Genomic DNA, 20,877 nt, shown 5'->3' on the forward strand with positions numbered 1-20,877 from the left:
CAAAGGCAAAAAGTGCGCTACAGCGAGTGCAATTACTTCTTAAGCGATAATACTATCCATCGTCGCCATTCACACTGCATATTGTAGCCAGCCAGGGGAGAGCTAAACTGGGCAAGTGCAACCAATCTGTAGAGACGGTTGTGTGTAATATTCATGTCCTATTCCTGTCATTTTCTTCCATCAGGGTATACCTCATTTGGCCGTATACAGCTAATGGAATGGTAATTAGGGGCAATAATACAATATAAGAATAATTATGCAATAAAAATGTATAATTATTTACATTGTTCTGGTTTAGTCGAAACCTATGCAGTGCGATAGTCAATTGAGCAAGGGGATTCGCTTGCCGTACGTGGCACTATTTGCCATAGTGCAGAAAAAATCGAATCTATAACAACAGGAATTGCCATGACCGTGAGAACCGTTGCCCTTGTTGCCCATGATCATAAAAAGCCCGAATTACTTGCCTGGGTTAAACAACACAGAGCGCTGCTTGAGCCGTTTAAATTAGTGGCCACCGGCACAACCGGTAAATTAATCAGTGACGAAACCGGCCTTGAGGTTTTGCGTTTTAAAAGCGGGCCATTGGGCGGCGATCAGCAAATTGGCGCATTGATTGCGGAAAACCAGCTCGACGCCTTGTTCTTCTTTTGGGACCCGTTGAACCCTGCGCCCCATGACCCTGATGTTAAAGCATTACTGCGCCTGTGTTCGGTGTGGAACGTGCCGGTAGCCTGTACGCCGGCCACTGCGGATCTGGTGGTAACATCGCCTTTATTCAGTGACACTGAGCACCGCCGGGCAATGCCTGATTACGGAAAATAACTGAAGCTAAAACAGCCACTGCCCACTACCTGGCGTGGGCAGCCACCATAGTTACCATTCTTATTAGCGATGAATAATCAGCCGTATTACCTTAGCAGCGAAGAACATCTGGCCACGACCTTTCGTGAGCAAATTGAGCCCTTCTGGCAGCAGCATGTAACGCAGGGCAACTTTGCGGGCGTCGCGGGTATACGGGTGAATTATGCGTATTGTATACCAAAGAACGCCGGTTATTCTGTGCTGATAAGTTCAGGACGCATTGAATCGCTGCTCAAATATAAAGAGGTGATTTACGAGTTCTATCGCAATAATGTTGCCGTGTTTATTGTTGATCACCGGGGGCAGGGATTGTCGGGCAGAATGAGCGGTAATCCCCACCATGGTTATGTCGACCACTTTGACGAGTATGTTGATGATTTATGTTGGTTTATCGATAACGTGGTGACACCGCGCCAGCGCGGTGCTCTGCATTTGCTGTGTCACTCGATGGGCGCAGCGATTGGCGCTTTGACGATACTGGCAAAGCCTGATTGCTTTGCCCGGGCTGTGTTTTGCGCGCCCATGTTTGGTATCCGTCCGGCGTTACCAGGCTGGCTGGCGGCGATCCTAATAGGACTAAGCCGCTTGTATAATTCCCTGCCCGGTACCAAAGGCTATTTTTTTGGTCAACGGGATTACCATGCCGATGCGTTTGGCTGCAATCGGCTGACGTCCAGCGAAACCCGCTACCAACTGTTCAGAACGCTGTATAGCCAACAACCCGAGATTCAGTTAGGCGGGGTTACGCCCCAGTGGCTGGCAGCCGCCAGCAATGCCATGTGGGATATCGAACATCACGCCGCAAAAATACACCTGCCGGCGCTGGTATTTAGTGCCCAAAACGACACCGTGGTGGACAATCAGCGTCAGGCCAGGGTTGCAGCGCATATGCCCGGCGCTGAATTCGTCAGTGTGGCCGGCGCCCGACATGAAATTCTTATTGAATGCGATGCCATCCGTCAGCCGGTAATACAGCGTATTTTATCGTTTTTTAGTGCAGGCCAATAGCTTGCTGATTGTGCATTAACACGCACTTTCAGGCTTTGACGAAACAATCTAATGACAGCATAATGCCCCTCCTTGCCTGCGATGAGTTGCTCACATGTTAGATATCGTTTTATACCAGCCAGAAATTCCACCGAACACCGGCAATATCATTCGTTTGTGCGCCAATACCGGCTACGCGTTGCATTTAATTGAGCCGCTGGGCTTTGAATGGGATGACAAGCGTGTTCGCCGTGCCGGGCTGGACTATCATGAATTTGCGGAGGTAAAACGCTATCCCGACTTTGCCGCCTATGTCAGTGAGCGCAAACCGGCCAGGGTATTTGCCTGTACCACCAAAGGCAAAATGTTTCACTCCGATGCCCAATATAAAAAAGGCGATGCCCTTTTATTTGGCCCTGAAACCCGCGGCTTACCGGATGACATTATTGAATCACTGCCGCCTGAACAGCGCGTGCGGATCCCGATGCTGCCGGGCAGTCGCAGTATGAATTTGTCTAACGCGGTATCGGTATTTGTGTATGAGTCGTGGCGACAATTTGGCTACGATGGGGCACGCTAGGTTAACCTGACGACTAATACCGGCCAGTTCGCTATTCAGGCATATTCAGCGCGCGCCAATATCTGCTACTTTGCGGTTAGCCAGCAGGCAATGGGTGTTGATAACCCCACGTGTTTGCGCTGCTAATTCTCGCTCTGCATGGCTGATAGTGTTTATTGATAATTCCAATCTATTAATTGAATTATAAGTTTTACATTAAATAGTTAATAGTAATCAAAGTAAATTCAATAACAGGAAATACGTTGTGAAAAAAACCATGACTTTTGCGATTATGCATTTTTCGGTCGCCTTCGCCGTGGCGTATTTACTTACTGGCAGCTTATTAATTGGCGGGTTGATGGCTCTGGTGGAGCCTGCCATCAATACCGTGGCGTTCTACTTTCATGAAAAGGTGTGGTTACGCATAGAGCGCTCCGCACACGCTAAGGCTGCTGGCAACCCACTGATCCACATTTCTCACTTGTAGCCTGAAACCGCGCGGTTATGGTTGTAGTGGTAGCTGAGTGCCACCAACAGCAATGCTGCAGACTACTCGCTTTTGAGATCGCGGCCAAGTAGCGTCAGTGCTGCCTCTTTTGGCGATTTACCTTCGTAAAGGACGGCAAAGATCTGCTCGCAAATTGGCATTTCAACGCCGACTTTACGGGCTAAAATCATGACTTCTTCGGTATTTCGATAGCCTTCAACAACCTGGCCAATTTCGACCATGGCATCATCAACTGACGTGCCTTTGCCCAGGGCTAAGCCAAAGCGACGATTGCGCGACTGATTATCGGTGCAGGTTAATACCAGATCGCCTAAGCCGGCCATGCCCATAAAGGTTTCCGGCTGGGCGCCCATTTTTACTCCCAGGCGGGTCAATTCTGCTAACCCGCGGGTTATTAATGCCGTACGTGCGTTGGCGCCAAAACCCAGACCGTCGGCCAGGCCTGCTCCAATGGCGATCACGTTTTTCACCGCGCCACCAAGTTGCACGCCGGTGAAATCAGGGTTTTTGTATACTCTGAATGACCGCGCGCAGTGCAGCTTGGCTGCCATATCATCGATAAATCCATCATCGGTAGAGGATAATGAAATAGCAGTAGGTAATCCTGCCGCCATCTCTTTGGCAAATGTTGGGCCGGACAATACGGCTAACGGGATCTCATCGCCCAGCACTTCCTGTGCAACGTCTTTTAACAGGCGCCCGCTACCCGGCTCCAGGCCTTTTGTGGCCCAGATAATGCGCTGCTGCGCGGTGAGCAGTGGTGCCAGCTGTTGCAACATATCTTTAAATGCGTGGCTTGGCACAACGACCAAAATATCCCGGCTGTGCTGTACAGCTTTATGGAGATCCGGCTCTATTTCAAGGGCCGCAGGAAAGGGCGCATCAGGCAGATATCGCTGGTTTTGGCGGCTTGACGCCATACTGGCTAATTGCTCAGTATCGCGGCCCCACAACACGGTTGGCGTGTTGTTACGGGCTAAACATATTGCCAGAGCAGTGCCATAGGACCCTGCTCCCAATACCGTGACTGATGCGTTATTCATGAAAGTACTTACGCGTCGAGCTGTTGCGATGATTGTTGCGCTTCTTGTGCACGTTTTTGCATGTACGCGGCGAAAATAGCGTCAAAGTTAACTGGCGCCAGGTTAAGCGGTGGGAAGGTACCACGGTTAACCAGGTTAGAGATTGTTTCGCGCGCATACGGGAACAACGTGTTCGGGCAGAAAGAGCCAAGCATATGGGCTTTATTTTGCTCTGGCATATCGCCAATCATAAAAATACCCGCTTGTTGAACTTCACACAGGAAAGCGGTTTCTTCACCCATTGAGGCGGTGACCGTTACCGACAATATTACCTCAAACAAATTGCCATCGAGCTTGTTGGTTGCGGTATCGATGTCCAGCTTGATTTCTGGTTTCCATTCTTTTGTGAAAATAGTCGGCGCGTTAGGTGACTCAAAAGAGATGTCTTTAGTGTAGATACGCTGAATGTTAAATTGCGGGGTCTGGGCTTGTTCGCCAGCGGCTGCATTTTCTTGGTTAGTTTGATTTTCGTCAGACATGATTTTACCTAATTATAATATTGTAATTTTGAAACTATTGGGCCAGCAACGGATCGAGTTTTTGCTGTCTTTCCAGCGCTAACATATCGTCACAGCCGCCAATGTGCTGGTCGTTGATAAATATTTGCGGCACGGTGTAACCCCCGTTGGCGCGTTTTATCATCACATCACGTAATGCCGGTTCAGCATCTATGGCGTATTCTGTGAACTCTACCCCTTTATTATTGAGCAGCGCTTTAGCGCGAACACAAAAAGGACAATAGGCTTTAGTATATATTTCTACTTTACTCACAATGGTGGCCTCGCTTGTAATTATTTGGCGACTGGCAGTCCGGCCTGTGTCCAGGCATTCATGCCGCCTTTTAACACGTGGACTTTGCTGAACCCGTCTTTGGTCATCGCCGCGGCAGCACTGCGGGCGCTGTTGCCCATGGCACAAACCACTATAATGGGCGTGTCTTTGTGTTTTTCAAGCTTGGTAAAGTCCTTTTCTCGCAGCTCTTCGGGTTTAATTTGTCGCGCGCCGGTGATGTGACCTGCTTTGAAGTCGTTGGCGGGACGAACGTCCAGAACCATCGCATCTTCACGGTTTATAAGCAGTGTCATCTCATGCACACTGACTTCTTTCACCGGCGAAATGAGGCCATTTACGTAGCTGTAAATGAGCATGATGACCAGCGCCATCCATATACCAGCCAGTAAGAAGTTATTGCTGGCAAATTCGATGATTTGATCCATTACGTCTTCCCAATGCATCGGTTTAAAAAAAGAGTGCAAAGTATATAGAAAAAAACAACAGAAACCAGCTTTGCTGCGATTTGCCCGAAATGTTCACAATAAGTAATTGGCGTAAAAAGAAAACCTGCGGTGGCTGAGGATTAGGGTATAGTTGTTTTTTGAACGAAAAAGCCGATGGTAACGATTGGTGTATTTTTCTACTTTATGTACTTCAATCCACCCGCGGGTTTGATAAGATAGCACCATGCCTCGCCCTACGGAACAATCCAAAGCCCGGGATAAGTGGTAATAATATAAAACATCGGGACGTTGGAATCTTAACCCGAGCAGGAATACCTGCTGCGGGCAATGACATTTTTACAGGAGAACCCATGACTCAACCCAAAAAAACACTGGCTTTAATCATTATGGATGGCTGGGGATATCGTGAGGATCCAGATCAGAACGCAATTCTGGCGGCCAATACGCCGAATCTGGATGCATTAACGAAAAGCTATCCGAATACACTTGTTAGTGGTTCAGGCCTGGATGTGGGATTACCTGACGGCCAAATGGGGAATTCCGAGGTAGGTCACGTAAATCTTGGGGCCGGACGCGTGGTGTATCAGGATTTTACCAAGGTCACCAAATCCATCGCCGACGGCGAATTTGAACATAACCCGGCATTGAGCAAAGCTATCGATGACGCCGTAAGTCAGGACAAAGCTGTACATATCATGGGACTGCTGTCTCCAGGTGGTGTACACAGTCATGAAGATCATATTTTTGCGGCGATAAAAATGGCTGCAGCGCGCGGTGCCAAAAAGATATATTTACACGCATTTCTGGATGGCCGTGATACGCCTCCACGCAGCGCCGAAGCGTCGCTGAAAAAGGCCGATGCGGTATTTGAGGAAATCGGCTGTGGTAAAACGGCAACCATCATTGGTCGTTATTTTGCGATGGACCGTGACAAGCGTTGGGATCGCGTGAAAAAAGCCTACGACCTGATCACCCAGGGCAAAGGCGAAGGGCAGGCCGACACAGCAGTTGCAGGCCTGCAAGCCGCTTACGATGCTGATAAAAATGATGAGTTTGTACCCGCTACGGTTATCGGCGACAGTGTTGCGGTTGAAGATGGCGACGCTATTTTGTTTATGAATTTCCGTGCAGACCGGGCACGTCAAATTACCCAGGTATTCGTAGACAAAGAGTTTGACGGTTTTGAACTGGCTGTTAAGCCTGAGTTATCTGGCTTCGTTATGCTTACCGAATACTCTGCTGATTTTGATGCACCGGTAGCGTTTCCGTCTGAGAAGTTGGTTAACGTGCTGGGCGAATGGTTAGAGAAACAGGGTAAAACCCAATTACGTATTTCTGAAACCGAAAAGTATGCGCATGTCACCTTTTTCTTCAGCGGCGGCGTTGAGAAAGAGTTTAAGGGCGAAGAGCGTATTCTGATCCCATCGCCAGACGTAGCAACCTATGATTTACAGCCCGAAATGAACTCAGAAAAGCTTACCGACGAATTGGTAGGTGCCATTGAGTCGGGCAAGTTTGACGTGATCATTTGTAATTACCCGAATGGCGACATGGTTGGCCACAGCGGCAATTTCGATGCTGCAGTTAAAGCCTGTGAAGCGGTCGATACCTGCATTGGCCGGGTCGTCGAAGCACTCAGGAAAGTCGGTGGTGAATGTTTAATTACCGCTGATCACGGTAATGCCGAGCAGATGGTAGATAACAGTACTGGCCAGGCTCATACGGCGCACACCAGCGAACCGGTGCCGTTTATTTACTTTGGACGCCATGCAGAAGCGCGGACCGGCGGTACATTAAGTGATGTTGCACCAACCATGCTGCACCTACTGGGTATAGAGCAACCCAAGGAAATGACCGGCAAGACGATTATGACGCTTAAGTCCTGATGTATATACATGGGTAAAGTGGTTTGTTTTCGCTCTTATGCCACCAGCGTCCTGCTGGTGGCATTGTTGTATGGGGTGGTCATGCCTTGCGGCACCGCTGTTGCCCAAAGTGAAGATGCTGAGCTGGAATTGCAGGCACTGCAGGACGAGTTGAAAGCGCGTCAGGCAGCGCTGCAAGACAGCCGGACCGATGCCGAAGCGCTGCAAAAGGTGTTGGCAGAGTCGGAAAAACAAATCGGCGCGGTAGCGCGTAAATTAAATGCTATTAGCACGTCGTTGGACGATACCCGCCAACAACAGCAAGCGCTCAATGCGCGGCGCAAAGAGTTAGAAACGGCCATCGAGCAGCAGCAATCGCTGCTGAGCGGGCAGCTAAAATCAGCCTTCATTTCGGGTAATTTTGACTACGCCAAAATGGTTTTTTACCAGGAAGATGCAGCTCGCTTCGAGCGAATTCTGACGTATTACAAATACCTTAATGAGGCGCGCCAAAAAGAAATCACCAAATTTAAAAGCAGCGTCGATGAGCTCGAGCAGGTTAACGCCCAGTTACTGGTTAAAGCGCAGGAACTCACGCAGCTTCTGGCCCGCCAGGAACAACAGCAAAGTGAGTTGTTAGCCCGTCAGCAAGACCGTCAGCAAACCTTGCGTAAACTGGAAAGCAAGATAGCCAGTGACGAAAGCCGCATCGCGCAGTTACGAGAGGCTGAGCAAGCGCTGGTAGAAGCCATTGAAAAAGCCCAGCGCGAAAGTCAGCTGCCCCAGGAACTGACCGGTTTAACCGCGGATAAGGGGAAGCTCCTTAAGCCCGCTGATGGCAGTTTACGCAAACTGTTTGGTAAGCGTCGCCAGGGTCAGGTGCGCTGGAAAGGCATTATGATTGATGGTCAGGAAGGCAGTGCGGTAAAAGCCGTTGCCCACGGCCGGGTTATCTATGCAGACTGGCTACGGGGTTTTGGGCTGGTCACGATCATCGAGCACGGCGATGGGTTTATGTCGGTGTATGGTCATAATCAGGCATTACTGCGCTCTGCCGGTGACTCTGTCACCCGAGGTGAGACAGTTGCGTTACTTGGTCAGAGCGGCGGCCAGTCGTCGCCCAATTTGTATTTTGAAATCCGCCATAAAGGGAAAGCGCTCAATCCATTGCAGTGGTTAGAAATTTAATCGCCAATTGGCGCAGACACCTACAATCGGTGTGACCAGCAGTTGGTGTTTACCAGCATGGCTGGTATGCTAGCAACAACAATAATAATGATACTGTGCGCTTTGAAACAACTATCTACAGGGTTGCTGCTGTGGCTGGTGCTGTTCATTGCCTGCCTGCCGCAGGGAGTGAAAGGCGCGGCTGGGGAGGCGACACCGGCTAACCCGCCGGCAGAAATTTACATCATCATCGATGACATGGGATATCGGCCAACCGATGTCGCCGCTTTCGCGCTGCCTGCGGCTGTCACCTTCGCAATATTACCGCATACCCCCCAGGGAAGTATTTTCGCAGAGCAGGCTCATGCCCAGGCCCGTGATGTGATGCTGCATTTACCCATGCAGGCAAGATCCGACAAACTGCTTGGGCCCGGCGCTATCACCGCTGACATGTTTGCCGAAGATATCGCCCGCACCATTGATGATGCCCTCGCGGCAGTGCCTTATGCAATCGGCGTGAATAACCATATGGGCAGTCAACTCACGGCGTCGGGGCGCGCCATGCAAAATGTTATGCACAGTTTAAAGCAAACTGGCTTGTTCTTTGTGGATAGCCGCACGACTGCCAATACCGTGGCTCAGCAGGTTGCGCGGCAATACCGGGTACCCAACGCACGGCGTCATGTGTTTTTAGATCATGAACACAATAGCGCATTTATGAACGCTCAGTGGCAACGGATGCTGCGAATAGCGCAGCGCCATGGCAAAGTTATTGCCATTGCTCATCCGCATCCCAGCTCCATTGCATTTTTAAAAAGTAAGCTTGCCAGCCTGCCGGCCGACATTGCTACCTTGCGCCCCATGCGCGACTACTTCAGGCAAGCCGTCTCTTATGAGGCTGAATATGCAGGCTCAGCCACCGCCGTTACGTCAGCGTCAGCGCCACAATAAACGCGATCACTGTTATTAGTGTCGATATAACCTATATTAACTGCCCGCGCCTGATGAACCATACAAAAGCAAAAACAACGCCTAAGTAAAACCTGTGACTTTACTTGAAAAAAACTACAAATGTTATATTATAACATTCACTAGAGGTAAGGTACTTATGCAAACACCCATCGACAATCCAACGTTTTTAGACCGGCTCGGGATCTGGATCTCCGGGCTTTGTGCGTTGCATTGTCTGGCAATCCCGGTGTTGCCGCTGCTGGCATCGAGTGTGTTTGGCCAAACCTGGTTTGAGCGCACGATATTAAGTTTGTCGATACTGATTGGCAGCGTTGCGTTAATTGCTGGTGCGGTTAAATACCACGGTAAGGTATATCCTTTGTTGTTGTTGCTGAGTGGCGGCGCAATATACTGGTTTAAGGATATGTTTGGTGAGTCAGGCGAGCCTTTCACCATCGCGGTAGGTGCTGCACTGATTATTATCGGGCACTGGCTGAACATGCGTTTGTGCCGCAAATGTCGTTGCTGTAAGGGCAAGGTGGTATCGCAACATCTGGCAGATAGCCGCCGCTAACGGTGGTCAGCAACAGCTTGCTCATCACCGTTACTCATCGCAGAGCAATGTGCGCCGCGCCAGATCCGGTACGTTAGTAAAAATCCCATCGACTCCCCAAGCCTGCAGCATTAACATATCATCAGGATAATCAACGGTATATACCAACACCTTGAGGCCAGCCTGGCGCGCCTCTCTGACGTAGTATTCATCCACCACATCCAGTGCCATATGCAATGAGTAGGCATCAAGATCGTTAGCAAAGCCAAGGCCGTTTTCAGGATACGTTGCGGTAAGCGCACCAATTTTTACCTCTGGCCAGGCCCCTTTGATATGCCTCAGCCAGCGGTGATTGAATGACGATACAATGACATTTTCAGTTGGAAACCCGCTGCTGCTCAGGTCGTTGTGAATGGCACTCAGCCATAGCGAGATGTCAGTGAGATGCTTAATCTCAACGTTAATGATGGCGTGGGGCGGCATCAATGTAAAAACTTCGCCCAGCAGCGGTATTACTTCGCCATGCCCTGCATCAAGTTTGCGTAACTGAGACAGAGAGTGACTGGTGACCATGCCTTTGCCGTTGGTCGTGCGATTAAGCCAGCGATCGTGGATAACCACGTTATTGTTCTCAACCTGATAAGTGTCAAGTTCTACGCCGGTAGCGAGCTGAGACATCGCCAGCGAAAATGCGGCCAGCGTATTTTCGGGAGCCGCGGCACTGGCGCCGCGATGACCAAGGATCCACATAGCGATTACTCATTGGTGGCTGATGCAGTTTTATGGGTAGTTACTGTTTCATATATTGATGCTGAGGTCACTAAAATTCCGCCCAGCAGGGTTTGCCAGTTCGGCGATTCGTTAAGCAGAATAATGGCAAAAATAACCCCGTAAAAAGGTTGCATACAGGCAATTAACGAAAAGGTTTTGGCGCGTAAATGGGCCAGGCTGTTAGCGACTAACGCATGGGGGAGGGCCGTAAACAGTGTGCCCAGTGCCAGCAATAGCAGCCACACGCTAAGCGGGGCAGGGGCTACCGGTAAGTCACTGAAAGGCAGTAAACACAGCACGATCACCAGTGTTTGCCAGGCCATTGATTGCGCCCCGCCATAATGGGAAAAGTACTTACGCAACGACAAATTACGCAGTGCGTAGAGTACAGCAGAGATAACGCCGACGCCCACACCAAGGGTAATGTCGTTTTGCCAGGACACTTCGGGCACGATTAGCACAATACCAATGATCACAACCAGGGCGCTGAGCAAATCCTGCCACGCGAGGCGGGTTTTCTCAAAAAAGGGTTCCAGTAAGACGGTAATGACCGGAAACGTAAACATCGCAATCATACCTACCGACACACCAGCATATTGCATGGAGGCAAAATAAGTCACCCAGTGGGCCGCCATCAAACCGCCTAAGCCCAGCGCAATCAGGTAATCCTTGCCGTTATTCAGCTGGAGTGATTCTTTCCCCAGCTTAACAAACAGGCCCAATGCCAGGCACGCAAACAGGCTGCGGCCCAGGGTTATATCGGTAGCGCTGAGTGGGATTATTTTTGAAAAGAGTCCGGTACCGCCTAGCAACACCACTGCGAAGTGCAGCGATACCAAACTCTTTTTAACCGGATCCATCAAGTGTCGGTTGGCATGATTTTTTGGGCGAAAGGCTCGCCCAGGCGAGTCTCCTGAGCAATAGCCAAATCGGCAAATTCAACTCTGTCACTCTCGAAGCAAACCACGATGGTTGACCCCAGTTTGAATTGGCCTAACTCTTCACCTTTTGCCAGTGTTACCGCCTCATCACCTTCGTAGCGCCAGTGCGTGACGTTTTTACCTGCCGGTGGGGTAACCGTGCCAGCCCAAACGGTATCAATACTGGCAACAATGGTGGCGCCTACCAGCACGATAGCGACTTTGCCAACGGGTGTATCATAAAGGGTGACTACCCGCTCGTTGCGGGCAAATAAGCCGGGCACATTTTCGGTTGTTAACGGATTAACCGAAAATAACTCACCCGGTACATACACCATATCAGTGAGTGTGCCTTCTATCGGCATATGTATACGGTGATAATCTTTGGGTGATAAATAAATGGTCGCAAATTTACCGCCTTTAAAGGGCTTGGCCAAATCAGGATTTCCGCCAAGCAGGGCGGACAATGTGTATTTATGGCCTTTGGCCTGGATCAGATCTTCACCAAGAATATCGCCAAACTGACTCACTTTACCGTCAACGGCATGACACAGCGTATTGTCATCTTCTACGATGGGGCGCACACCGGGTTTTAGTGCCCGGGTAAAAAAGTCATTAAAGGTGCGGTAGTCTTTTGGCTGCGAATACATGGCTTCGTCCATATTCACCTTATACTGCTTTATAAACAGCTTTATTAACCAGGTAGTGAATGACCCCGCGTCGGCACTGGCAAGTTTGCCAATGAGTCGCGAAATAAGGTGTTTTGGCAGTACATATTGAAAGTTAACTTTAAACCAGTTCAACAAGGTGAAAGCTCCTAATCTTGCATACCTGCATGAGTTATTTATTTTGTTGCAGCACTATTATGATGGGTATTGTAGCCGATTATCCGGCCAAACATAGCACTATAAGGTTATGGTTCATCAGGGTTTGATATAAGCCGATTAGCAAAGCCCGGCCGCTGGTCGGCCATAGCGTTAATGATCTTATGATAATTATCAAAACGCTGTTGGTTAATTTTGCCCGCTTCGACGGCTTCACGAATTATACAACCGGGGTCATTAAGGTGTTTGCAATCACGAAACTTACAGCCACCCAGGTAATCACGAAATTCAATGAATCCCCAGGTGATACGTTCCTGTGGTAAGTGCCAGAGCGCAAATTCACGCACGCCGGGGGAGTCGATGAGTTCACCTCCGGAGGGAATGGGCAGTAGTTTTGCCGCTGTGGTGGTGTGTTTACCCAGACCGGAGTTTTGCGAAATTTCGCCCACCAGTTCGTCTGCATCGGGTAACACCTGATTAATAATACTCGACTTGCCTACCCCTGACTGACCCACAAACACACTGGTGGTATTGCGCAGGCGTTCATGTAACGCGTCGATGCCTTCACCACTTTTACAACTGCATAACAGCAGCGGGTAGCCTAATTCCTCGTAAACCGCTAACGACGCAAGCACGTCTTCACGTTCACTGTCGCTGAGTAATTCTACTTTATTGAGCACCAGCAGAGGTTTAATGCCGGTATCTTCACAGGCCACCAGGTAACGGTCGATGATATTCAGCGACAGTTCCGGTTTAACCGATGACACCACAATAATTTGATCAATATTGGCAGCAATGGGTTTTACACCATCGTAATAATCGGGGCGGGTAAGTACGGTACGGCGATCCTGTACAATTTCAATCACGCCGCCTATATTTTCATCAGGCACTTCGGTTCGGGCAAACAACACCTCATCACCACAAACAACCGAGTCGATGGTGCGGCGGATATGACAGCGAACAATTTCCCCCTGGGTATCCTGCACATCAGCCTGCTTGCCGAAGCGGCCAACAACCCGCCCAGCCACCAATGACGATAAATCCGGGGAGGATTGCTGTTGTTTACCGGACAATCGTTTTTGGCGATTAGCCGCTACCTGCCGCTTTTGTCGATGGGATAACTTGGGTTTTTTGGCCACGCCGTTCTCGTTCTTTGCGTTTTAGGCTGTGCATGATACCTTTTGTGCACTTTGTGTGTCACCACTTCATAGAAAATAGGCAAGATCAATGGCAAAAAATAATGACAATCTGGTATGGATAGACATGGAAATGACCGGTTTGGATCCAGAAACCTGCACTGTACTGGAAATTGCCACTATCGTAACGGATGCACAACTAAATGTGTTGGCCGAAGGGCCGGTGATTGCGATACATCAGAGTGACGCTGTGCTTGATGGCATGGACGAGTGGTGCACGCGGGTGCATGGCGAAAGCGGCCTTACCCAGCGTTGTCGCGACAGTAAAATTGATGAAGCCACGGCAGCGCAGCAAACCATCGCGTTTTTATCTGACTACGTGGATGCGGGTAAATCGCCGCTGTGCGGCAATACCATTGGTCAGGATCGCCGTTTTATGGTGAAGTACATGCCCGAGCTTGAAGCGTACTTTCACTACCGCAATATTGATGTGAGTACAATAAAAGAACTGGTACGTCGCTGGCAGCCAGACATTCTTGATGGTTTCACCAAGCAGGGAACCCACCAGGCACTCGACGATATTCGCGAATCTATTGCCGAAATGCAGTTTTACCGTGAAAAAGTGTTTAATATTTAGGCGTTTGACACAAATTTTAGAAATATTTGCAAATAGGTGTTGCGTTAACAAAATAATTTTGTAAAATGCGCACCACTTCAAACGAAGTAACACTCCTAAGCGGGAATAGCTCAGCTGGTAGAGCACAACCTTGCCAAGGTTGGGGTCGCGAGTTCGAATCTCGTTTCCCGCTCCAATTTCTCTTTTCAGAGAAAGGTATAATCAAAAAGTCACACAAGCGCGAATCGCGACCCTAAGGGGCCAGCGACAATGTGATTGCCAATTCGCATCTGTTTCCCGCTCCTATTTCTCTCTTTCAGAGAAAGGTAAAATCAAAAAAGTAAATAAGCGCGAATCGCGACCCCAAGGGGCCAGCGAAAACTAACGCTGTGTATTTATTTGGAAGAGTAGCACGCAGCGGAATTAGTTATAGTAATGCTACTTCAATAATTGCCTTCACACATACTATGAACCACCTTATTAGACTCAACAAATTAACGAGGCCAAAACTCAACGTCAGTGGCCCCATATATATTAATTACTAATACTGTTTCTCTGTACAACCTTGTTCAATTTACGTGGTTCGGATTACTCGTCGCACAGGTAATCTCGCTACCCCAAATCGGTGTGCTTCCGATCACTTCAACAGCTGATACGTAGCTTGAGCCGTCTGGATTGGTGACAGTTGTTACCAAATAATCGACGTTTCTACCTATGAGCTTCGATGTTTGTTGACAAAAACCCCAATTACCAAATAGGGCTCTTGCCTCACCGCCTGAAACTATTGTGGATTGATTACTCGAGATGCCTGACGGACCGTTTAGATCAAAGTATACCTGAAAGCTAGATTTATCCGCTGTATGACTCTCATCATTATCCACTGCTATACCTGGGCCTGTGCTTGTGGCTGTCACTGTGAGCACAAGCTTGGAGCCGTCATTAAACTCAAATTCTGCAGGTATTTTCGCAAAGTTGCTGGTATCAAAAGATATAGTTACGTTGCGTAGCGCGAAACTCAAAGAGGCTTGCAAATTATTTAGTAAAGTAATGCTGCTGTTATTCTGGTGAACAGAATGAATCAGGTTATTAATTAGAGATGTACATGAACTACTCACTCGATACGCGATGGCAGACGGGCAGGCTGCGCTGGTGGCATTATTTGTATAGGCTGACGGCTGTCCGGCCACTTGGTTAATATTCTCGTTATTGTTGTTAACAAACTGACCTAACGACACTTCGTTGAAGGATAGCTCATCAAGTAAAAGCCGGTGTAAAGCGTCTAGTTGGGCAATATCGTCCGCTATTTCGCCGATACTCGATGGTGTTGATGTCGGGGTTACTGAAACATTGTCTAATGTATCTCTGGTGGCAATGTAATACTCTGCTGCACCAGATTGAGCGTTAATGACTGCAATGCCAACCGAATTTGCTGTAGGTGTTGTGCCGCCGCAACTGGGATCTGTAGGGTTCTGATCACATTCGGAGTTGTCCTGCGGGCCAATTAGTAAATCAGCAACGCCGGCAATGTAAGCTGTGTCGTAATCACTACAAGCTGCGTCACCGCTTTTAATAACAGAATTACACATAAATATCTGGTTATGGGATGGTTGCGGGTTAGCAGCAGCGTTTGCACTCAGTAATAAACTAAATAACAAGCTACAAATGAGAGGCACCGAGTATATTAAGCTATAAGTGCGACTATTTCTGAGTGTAATTTTTTTATACATCTTAATTTCTTCCTGAAATTGGTATTTAATGTAGAAATAAAATCTGGAAATCGATTATTAATAATTGATTTCTCAGCTGTTTTGCTACTTTTGTAGCGAAGCCAAAACTAACTTGCCTTGTCAAACAAAAAGTCGCAGGTCGTTTAGGAACTGTATAATATTTTGGGAGGGGTGACTAAAACACTAACTTAATATTTCTTCCGTCGCACCTATATTCAACCTGTTATTAGATACTTCTTTTTCCTTGTATATTACATCAAAAGTAGCGTCTGTTGATGCTGCATTCAGGTATCTGCGGGTAATACTTGCTAAGTGATGCAGGAATGCGTAACTTTATCTGCTCTAACTAGTTGGTGTGGCGTTAACGATTCCGGAGCAATACCTTGTTGACAATGTGATTGCCAATTCGCATCTGTTTCCCGCTCCAATTTCTCTTTTTCAGAGAAAGGTAAAATCAAAAAAGTAAAAAAGCGCGAATCGCGACCCCAAGGGGCCAGCGACAATGCTCGTGTTCACGTGCTACTGCTGTCAGTTGTTGACTTAACCCCGATGGTTTTACGTATTGTTGTGCAATGATTGCCGTGCTGGCATCGTCATGCAGGTCGTCTTGCCGCTGGGATCCGGCGTGCTGTTAGTTATCTCATAGGCGGATACGTAGGATGCCCTGTCTGGTTGAGTTTTGAATGTCACCAGATATTCTTTGTCCTTTGCTAAAGTTTGCGCCACCTTCTGGCACCAGGCCCAATTTCCAAATAAGGCGCTTGCTTCACCACCTGAAACTCTTGTGGAACCATTACTGGCGATGCCTGAAGGTCCGTTGTCTCTAAAGTATTCTTTAAAGGTAGTTTTATTAACGGTATAACTCTCTATTTCATCTACTTCAATACCTGGGCCTGTGCTTGTGGCTGTCACTGTGAGCACAAGCTTTGAGCCGTCATTAAATCTAAAAACTGCAGGTATTTTCGTAAAGTTGCTGGTATCAAAAGATATCGTTACATTTAAGAGCGAAGTACTTAGAGAAGTTATCGCACTATGTAATGCGTTGATGTTGCTGTTATTTTGGTGAACGGAATGAATAAGATTATTGAAAAGTGAACCACATGCATCAACCGTTCGATACGCGATGGCAGACGGGCAGGCTGCGCTGGTGGCATTATTTGTATAGGCTGACGGCTGTCCGGCCACTTGGTTAATATGCTCGTTGTTGTTGTTAACAAACTGGCCTAACGACGCTTCGTCCAAGGTTAATTCATCAAGTAAAACCCGGTGTAAAGCGTCTATTTGGGCAATATCGTCCGCTATTTCACCGATAGTCGATGGTGTTGATGTCGGGGTTACTGAAACATTGTCTAATGTATCTCTGGTGGCAATGTAATACTCTGCTGCACCAGATTGAGCGTTAATGACTGCGATGCCAACCGAATTTGCTGTTGGTGTTGTGCCGCCGCAACTGGGATCTGTAGGGTTCTGATCACATTCGGAGTTGTCTTGCGGGCCAATTAGTAAATCAGCAACGCCGGTAATGTAAGCTGTGTCGTAATCACTACAAGCTGCGTCACCGCTTTTAATAACAGAATTACACATAAATATCTGGTTATGGGATGGTTGCGGGTTAGCAGCAGCGTTTGCACTCAGTAATAAACTAAATAACAAGCTACAAATGAGAGGCACCGAGAATATAAAACCGGAAGTGCGATTGAGCCAGCGTGTATTTTTTTTATCCATTTTATCTTTTCCTTAAATTAATATCTAATTTGAAACAGAAATCGAGATATCAAGTTTCCTTTATTTGAGCCGAAAGGCTGTTTCGCTACTTTTGAATAGTAGCGCGGTTTAACCTAACTTGCCTTGCCTTGCCTTGCCTTGCCTTGCCTTGCCTTGTCAAATTGAACGTAGGTTTGTTGTGTAGATTTCCCCCCGATAAGCGCAATCAAGCTGCTAAGCATTCGACGTATCGGTAATACTTGATAAGTGATGCAAGAATGCGTAATCTGGTCAAACCAGTTGAGCAAGGCTGTTTGTGTAACAGTAATAGTATTTTGCTTAAAACGTGCATACAAACAGGGTTACCGTTGTAATAACAATCACCCAGACCGCCATTTTTACAATAACTATACAGAACAATAAGACTCGATATGGCCGATAATTACTTATTGAAGATCTACGCTAAATTTTTAAAGCTTCCGTTAGGGAGAAAACTGTTTAGCTGGTACTCAGCACGCAGAGCGCCTTACTTTTCAACGGTATCGCCCCTTATTACAGAGCTCAGGCCCAATTACTGTGAAGTGCTGATCAAAAAGCGCAAAGGTTTGCAAAACCACATTGGTACCGTGCACGTTATTGCTATTTGCAATGGTCTCGAAATGGCCATGGGGTTTATGTGCGAAGCCTCTATTCCCAAACATTTACGCTGGATCCCCAAAGGCATGACGGTGAGCTATCCGGCCAGGGCCGATTCAGACATTCGTTGTGTGGCCGAGGTGCCATCGGATGCCTGGCAGCCCGGAGAGCTCCCTATTAAAGTGACCGCTTATAACCAGCAGGGCACAGTGGTTGTCGAGGGCACAATAACCGTTTGGGTTAGTGAGAAACCTGCTAAACAGGCTTCCTGATTGCGCAAGTAGTGCGTTGTTGTTTAACGCCTTGCTGTTTTGTAATCGCTAACTTTCTATAACCGCTACTTCTCTACAACCGCAACCTCGTCAATGACGATGCCAGTTTGATTGACCGCCAGCTGCACAGTATGCGTACCTGGCGCAAGCTGCCCCAGACTGATTTTGTTAGTGATGCGGTTCGACAACACCCCAAGCTTCCAGGTATCGCTGCGTCCCACAGTGTTGAGCCGGATTTGTGTTACAACCTGGCTATTGAGGCGCACCTCTATTTGGTGATCAAAGCTGTTGGCATGAGTAGGCAGTGTAGCAATTTGCAGTATGACATCCTTGGGGTGCTCAAGCACAAACTGGTACTGCAGCGCGGCGTCCTGCTGGGTAAACCGGTGTTGGGTGGCGGGCAATAGGGTTAATGCACCACGGGAGTAACCCAGTTCAGGCAAGGCCCGCCATGCGAAGTCTGCCGGAGCCTTCATATCTGAAGGTTTAAGTACTGAGCGACGGTGTTGCTGTGTCGCCACTACTGTTGTGTTATCGGATAACGCCGGCTTGTCAAACACCGGTAATCGCCGTGGCGCTGCGTCCATCATGTAGCGCCATTTGCCGTTTTCCAATTCATTGTATTGCCTGGTGAGCTGCTGGATGGTGGTATGAGCGTTGATGGCTTTGGCCAGGTATGTGCGCTGCTCAGCTTCGTCTGTGGCAACAGATGCAAGATGACGATAAAGCCATTTTTGATTCATTGCGGCGGCGGCTTTTACCGGATACTCAATCAACTGAAACCACGCCGATGTTTGCGCGTCGCTTATTTGGCCCGCGTATTCTGATACGGCCTCAAGTAGCGCTTGAAATTGCGCCAGTCGAGCGTGAATCTTCTCCACAGTGAAGCCGGTCAGCTGGGTCGCTGTTGTTGGTTCTGTCTGGCTCCAGCCCATAAATTCCGGGCGGCGTTCAAATGCCAGATGAAAGTAATCCAGGAGTATTTTACTTACCGGGCCGGCAAGGTGAGGGCCAAAATCCCGTTTAATCTGGTAGCTGATAAAGTCATGGCTTTGTTGAAATTGGTGTTCCGGCCCATGCCAGGCAAGCTTAAAAAACCACTCTGTGTTGTATTCGATGGGTTTGATGTCACCCACATTGGCAATCCATAACTGCCTTGCGCCATTAGCATACGCTCGCGCCATCTCAAACTGAATGAGCGCCGGGTGGGTGCTGCTTAACCATAAATAGTCATGCGGTCGTCCCCAGTAGCTAAGATGATAGTAAACGCCGCTGCCACCGCGGCGGGATTGTTCTGCGTTGTTGCTCAACCGCCGGATATAACCATAGTTATCATCGGGCCACACAAGGGTAACATCATCGGGAACCTGTAAACCGGCGTCGTACAGGGCGAGCACCTCTTTATAAGGGGTAAATACCTGACGAAGCTCAGGTAGCGGAACGTCAAAGGTTTCGACGAGCATACTGCGCTGACGGGCGATAATCTGCTCTAAAACGGCAATGTTCTCTTGTGCAGATCCGGTGCCCTGCATATGGCTGTCGTGAACGCCACGCATACCCAGGGTAAACATTGCCAGTGCCGGCATACTGCTTACCTGCTGCACCCGCTCTTGCCAATAACGCTCAACGTTGCTGGTGTTAGCAACATAGTTGAAATCGCCCATTGAGCTGGCTTTCCACTCATCAACATTGTTGCGCAACATTGGCTCTGCATGGGATGAGCCAATATTTATATGGTACTTTTCGGCCATTGCCTTATTGCCCTTGATGGCAAAAAAGGCCCGGGTACCAGGATGCATGGCTGGCCACAGGGTGTTAGCTTTGAGACGCAACAGCAGCTGAAATACCTTTTCGTAGGTCTGCGGACCAATATTGGCTACTATTGGTTCGAAGGTATTGGCCGCCCAGGGCAGTAACCCCCAGTCTTCATCGTTGATAAAAATACCGCGAAATTTAACCTTTGGACTGTCTACAATGGGGAGTTCACTGAATTTAACGGCGGTTTTATTTGAAGACGGTATTGGCACGTCGGCCCACCACTGCCATGGGGATATTCCGGCTTTTTCAGCTAAGGTAAATAAGCCAAAGACCGCCCCGCGTGTGTCGGCGCCAGTAATATGCAGGTTGCCGTTCTGCTGGTAAATGACAAAGGCCTCCCATTTGCCGTGTGGGCTGTTTTCTAAGGGCTCAAACAAAGCTAAGGTTGGGTCTACCGCAATGATCAGGCGCGGTGAGGTCGCGTCATCACGCTGCGGAGAAAATGAAAAGGTCGTGCCGGTAATGCGACTCAAATCACGGGTTACATCGTTGGCAGCCCATTGTATTAATGGGTCGTCAGTCTTCACTTCAACGGCTATCGAAGATTCAGAATGGAGGGTAAATGACCCGGCCTGTACCGGAAGCAGGATACTGCCAGCAATAAAAGTCAACACTACAATAAACGTTCTTAATACCGGCATTCGTTGCTCATTATCCATTCAACTGCTTCGTTTATACG

The 20,877-nt window shown here is 48.5% G+C and carries 21 protein-coding genes and 1 tRNA gene; 11 read left to right on the top strand and 11 right to left on the bottom strand.

Annotated elements, in window-relative coordinates; translation table 11 throughout:
- Positions 1-408 precede the first annotated feature (408 nt).
- The 4 genes from OIK42_RS15340 to OIK42_RS15355 all read left to right on the top strand — a co-directional run bounded on the left by OIK42_RS15340 (position 409) and on the right by OIK42_RS15355 (position 2,897).
- Positions 409-825, top strand: a complete 417-nt coding sequence (locus OIK42_RS15340; protein WP_273641928.1) for a methylglyoxal synthase — start codon at positions 409-411, stop codon at positions 823-825.
- 69 nt (positions 826-894) lie between these two features.
- Positions 895-1,872 carry an alpha/beta fold hydrolase gene (locus OIK42_RS15345; RefSeq protein ID WP_273641929.1) on the top strand — a complete coding sequence of 326 codons (978 nt, stop codon included), beginning with the start codon at positions 895-897 and terminating at the stop codon, positions 1,870-1,872.
- 94 nt (positions 1,873-1,966) lie between these two features.
- Complete coding sequence (gene trmL / locus OIK42_RS15350; protein WP_273641931.1) at positions 1,967-2,431, top strand: tRNA (uridine(34)/cytosine(34)/5-carboxymethylaminomethyluridine(34)-2'-O)-methyltransferase TrmL; 465 nt, start codon at positions 1,967-1,969, stop codon at positions 2,429-2,431.
- Positions 2,432-2,675: 244 nt separating this feature from the next.
- Complete coding sequence (locus OIK42_RS15355; RefSeq protein WP_273641932.1) at positions 2,676-2,897, top strand: DUF2061 domain-containing protein; 222 nt, start codon at positions 2,676-2,678, stop codon at positions 2,895-2,897.
- Positions 2,898-2,959: 62 nt separating this feature from the next.
- On the opposite strand, the gene gpsA is transcribed toward OIK42_RS15355, so the two are convergent.
- The 4 genes from gpsA to OIK42_RS15375 are packed head-to-tail and all read right to left on the bottom strand — an operon-like array spanning position 2,960 to position 5,217.
- Positions 2,960-3,961 carry an NAD(P)H-dependent glycerol-3-phosphate dehydrogenase gene (gene gpsA / locus OIK42_RS15360; RefSeq protein ID WP_273641933.1) on the bottom strand — a complete coding sequence of 334 codons (1,002 nt, stop codon included), beginning with the start codon at positions 3,959-3,961 and terminating at the stop codon, positions 2,960-2,962.
- 8 nt (positions 3,962-3,969) lie between these two features.
- On the bottom strand, positions 3,970-4,479 hold the full coding sequence (secB, locus tag OIK42_RS15365) for a protein-export chaperone SecB (RefSeq protein WP_273641934.1): 510 nt from the start codon (positions 4,477-4,479) through the stop codon (positions 3,970-3,972).
- 34 nt (positions 4,480-4,513) lie between these two features.
- Entirely contained in the window at positions 4,514-4,771 is a 258-nt protein-coding gene (gene grxC, locus OIK42_RS15370; protein WP_273641935.1) for a glutaredoxin 3, read from the bottom strand.
- Between the two features lie 20 nt (positions 4,772-4,791).
- On the bottom strand, positions 4,792-5,217 hold the full coding sequence (locus OIK42_RS15375) for a rhodanese-like domain-containing protein (protein WP_273641936.1): 426 nt from the start codon (positions 5,215-5,217) through the stop codon (positions 4,792-4,794).
- 371 nt (positions 5,218-5,588) lie between these two features.
- Here OIK42_RS15375 and gpmM point away from each other — a divergent pair, with 371 nt between their 5' ends.
- The 4 genes from gpmM (at position 5,589) to OIK42_RS15395 (ending at position 9,795) form a co-directional block, all read left to right on the top strand.
- Positions 5,589-7,124 carry a 2,3-bisphosphoglycerate-independent phosphoglycerate mutase gene (gene gpmM / locus OIK42_RS15380; RefSeq protein ID WP_273641937.1) on the top strand — a complete coding sequence of 512 codons (1,536 nt, stop codon included), beginning with the start codon at positions 5,589-5,591 and terminating at the stop codon, positions 7,122-7,124.
- Between the two features lie 9 nt (positions 7,125-7,133).
- Positions 7,134-8,291, top strand: coding sequence for a murein hydrolase activator EnvC family protein (locus OIK42_RS15385; protein WP_273641938.1), 1,158 nt, complete (start codon positions 7,134-7,136; stop codon positions 8,289-8,291).
- A gap of 102 nt (positions 8,292-8,393) precedes the next feature.
- A complete protein-coding gene (locus tag OIK42_RS15390; RefSeq protein WP_273641939.1) occupies positions 8,394-9,221 on the top strand; it encodes a divergent polysaccharide deacetylase family protein in 828 nt (275 codons plus the stop codon).
- A 157-nt stretch (positions 9,222-9,378) separates the two neighbouring features.
- A complete protein-coding gene (locus tag OIK42_RS15395) occupies positions 9,379-9,795 on the top strand; it encodes a MerC domain-containing protein (protein WP_273641940.1) in 417 nt (138 codons plus the stop codon).
- A gap of 30 nt (positions 9,796-9,825) precedes the next feature.
- Here the strand turns inward: OIK42_RS15395 and OIK42_RS15400 are convergent, their stop codons facing one another.
- From OIK42_RS15400 to rsgA, 4 genes are all read right to left on the bottom strand, one after another.
- Complete coding sequence (locus tag OIK42_RS15400; protein WP_273641941.1) at positions 9,826-10,524, bottom strand: glycerophosphodiester phosphodiesterase; 699 nt, start codon at positions 10,522-10,524, stop codon at positions 9,826-9,828.
- Positions 10,525-10,529: 5 nt separating this feature from the next.
- Complete coding sequence (locus tag OIK42_RS15405) at positions 10,530-11,405, bottom strand: DMT family transporter (RefSeq protein ID WP_273641942.1); 876 nt, start codon at positions 11,403-11,405, stop codon at positions 10,530-10,532.
- The gene (gene asd / locus OIK42_RS15410; RefSeq protein WP_273641943.1) at positions 11,405-12,271 is read right to left on the bottom strand and encodes an archaetidylserine decarboxylase; all 867 of its coding nucleotides are present in this window, start codon (positions 12,269-12,271) and stop codon (positions 11,405-11,407) included. Before asd ends, OIK42_RS15405 begins: the two co-directional genes overlap by 1 nt.
- Positions 12,272-12,378: 107 nt before the next feature.
- Positions 12,379-13,428: a small ribosomal subunit biogenesis GTPase RsgA gene (gene rsgA, locus OIK42_RS15415; RefSeq protein WP_273641944.1), complete on the bottom strand. Its 1,050-nt coding sequence runs from the start codon at positions 13,426-13,428 to the stop codon at positions 12,379-12,381.
- Between the two features lie 88 nt (positions 13,429-13,516).
- On the opposite strand from rsgA, the gene orn reads away from it, so the two are divergent.
- Both orn and OIK42_RS15425 read left to right on the top strand, forming a co-directional pair.
- Positions 13,517-14,062 (top strand): oligoribonuclease, encoded by a 546-nt coding sequence (gene orn / locus OIK42_RS15420; protein ID WP_273641945.1) that lies wholly within the window; start codon positions 13,517-13,519, stop codon positions 14,060-14,062.
- A gap of 99 nt (positions 14,063-14,161) precedes the next feature.
- Positions 14,162-14,237: transfer RNA gene (locus OIK42_RS15425), tRNA-Gly, on the top strand.
- 373 nt (positions 14,238-14,610) lie between these two features.
- Here the strand turns inward: OIK42_RS15425 and OIK42_RS15430 are convergent.
- Together OIK42_RS15430 and OIK42_RS15435 are read right to left on the bottom strand one after the other, a co-directional pair.
- The gene (locus OIK42_RS15430; RefSeq protein ID WP_273641946.1) at positions 14,611-15,768 is read right to left on the bottom strand and encodes a hypothetical protein; all 1,158 of its coding nucleotides are present in this window, start codon (positions 15,766-15,768) and stop codon (positions 14,611-14,613) included.
- Between the two features lie 555 nt (positions 15,769-16,323).
- Positions 16,324-17,493, bottom strand: coding sequence for a hypothetical protein (locus OIK42_RS15435; protein WP_273641947.1), 1,170 nt, complete (start codon positions 17,491-17,493; stop codon positions 16,324-16,326).
- A 410-nt stretch (positions 17,494-17,903) separates the two neighbouring features.
- Between OIK42_RS15435 and OIK42_RS15440 the strand changes: the two genes are divergently transcribed.
- Positions 17,904-18,380, top strand: a complete 477-nt coding sequence (locus OIK42_RS15440) for a hotdog fold domain-containing protein (protein WP_273641948.1) — start codon at positions 17,904-17,906, stop codon at positions 18,378-18,380.
- A gap of 65 nt (positions 18,381-18,445) precedes the next feature.
- On the opposite strand, the gene OIK42_RS15445 is transcribed toward OIK42_RS15440, so the two are convergent.
- A complete protein-coding gene (locus OIK42_RS15445) occupies positions 18,446-20,857 on the bottom strand; it encodes a glycosyl hydrolase 115 family protein (RefSeq protein ID WP_273641949.1) in 2,412 nt (803 codons plus the stop codon).
- Positions 20,858-20,877 lie beyond the last annotated feature (20 nt).

The sequence above is a fragment of the Alteromonas gilva genome (assembly GCF_028595265.1).
GTDB classification, from domain to species: domain Bacteria; phylum Pseudomonadota; class Gammaproteobacteria; order Enterobacterales; family Alteromonadaceae; genus Alteromonas; species Alteromonas gilva.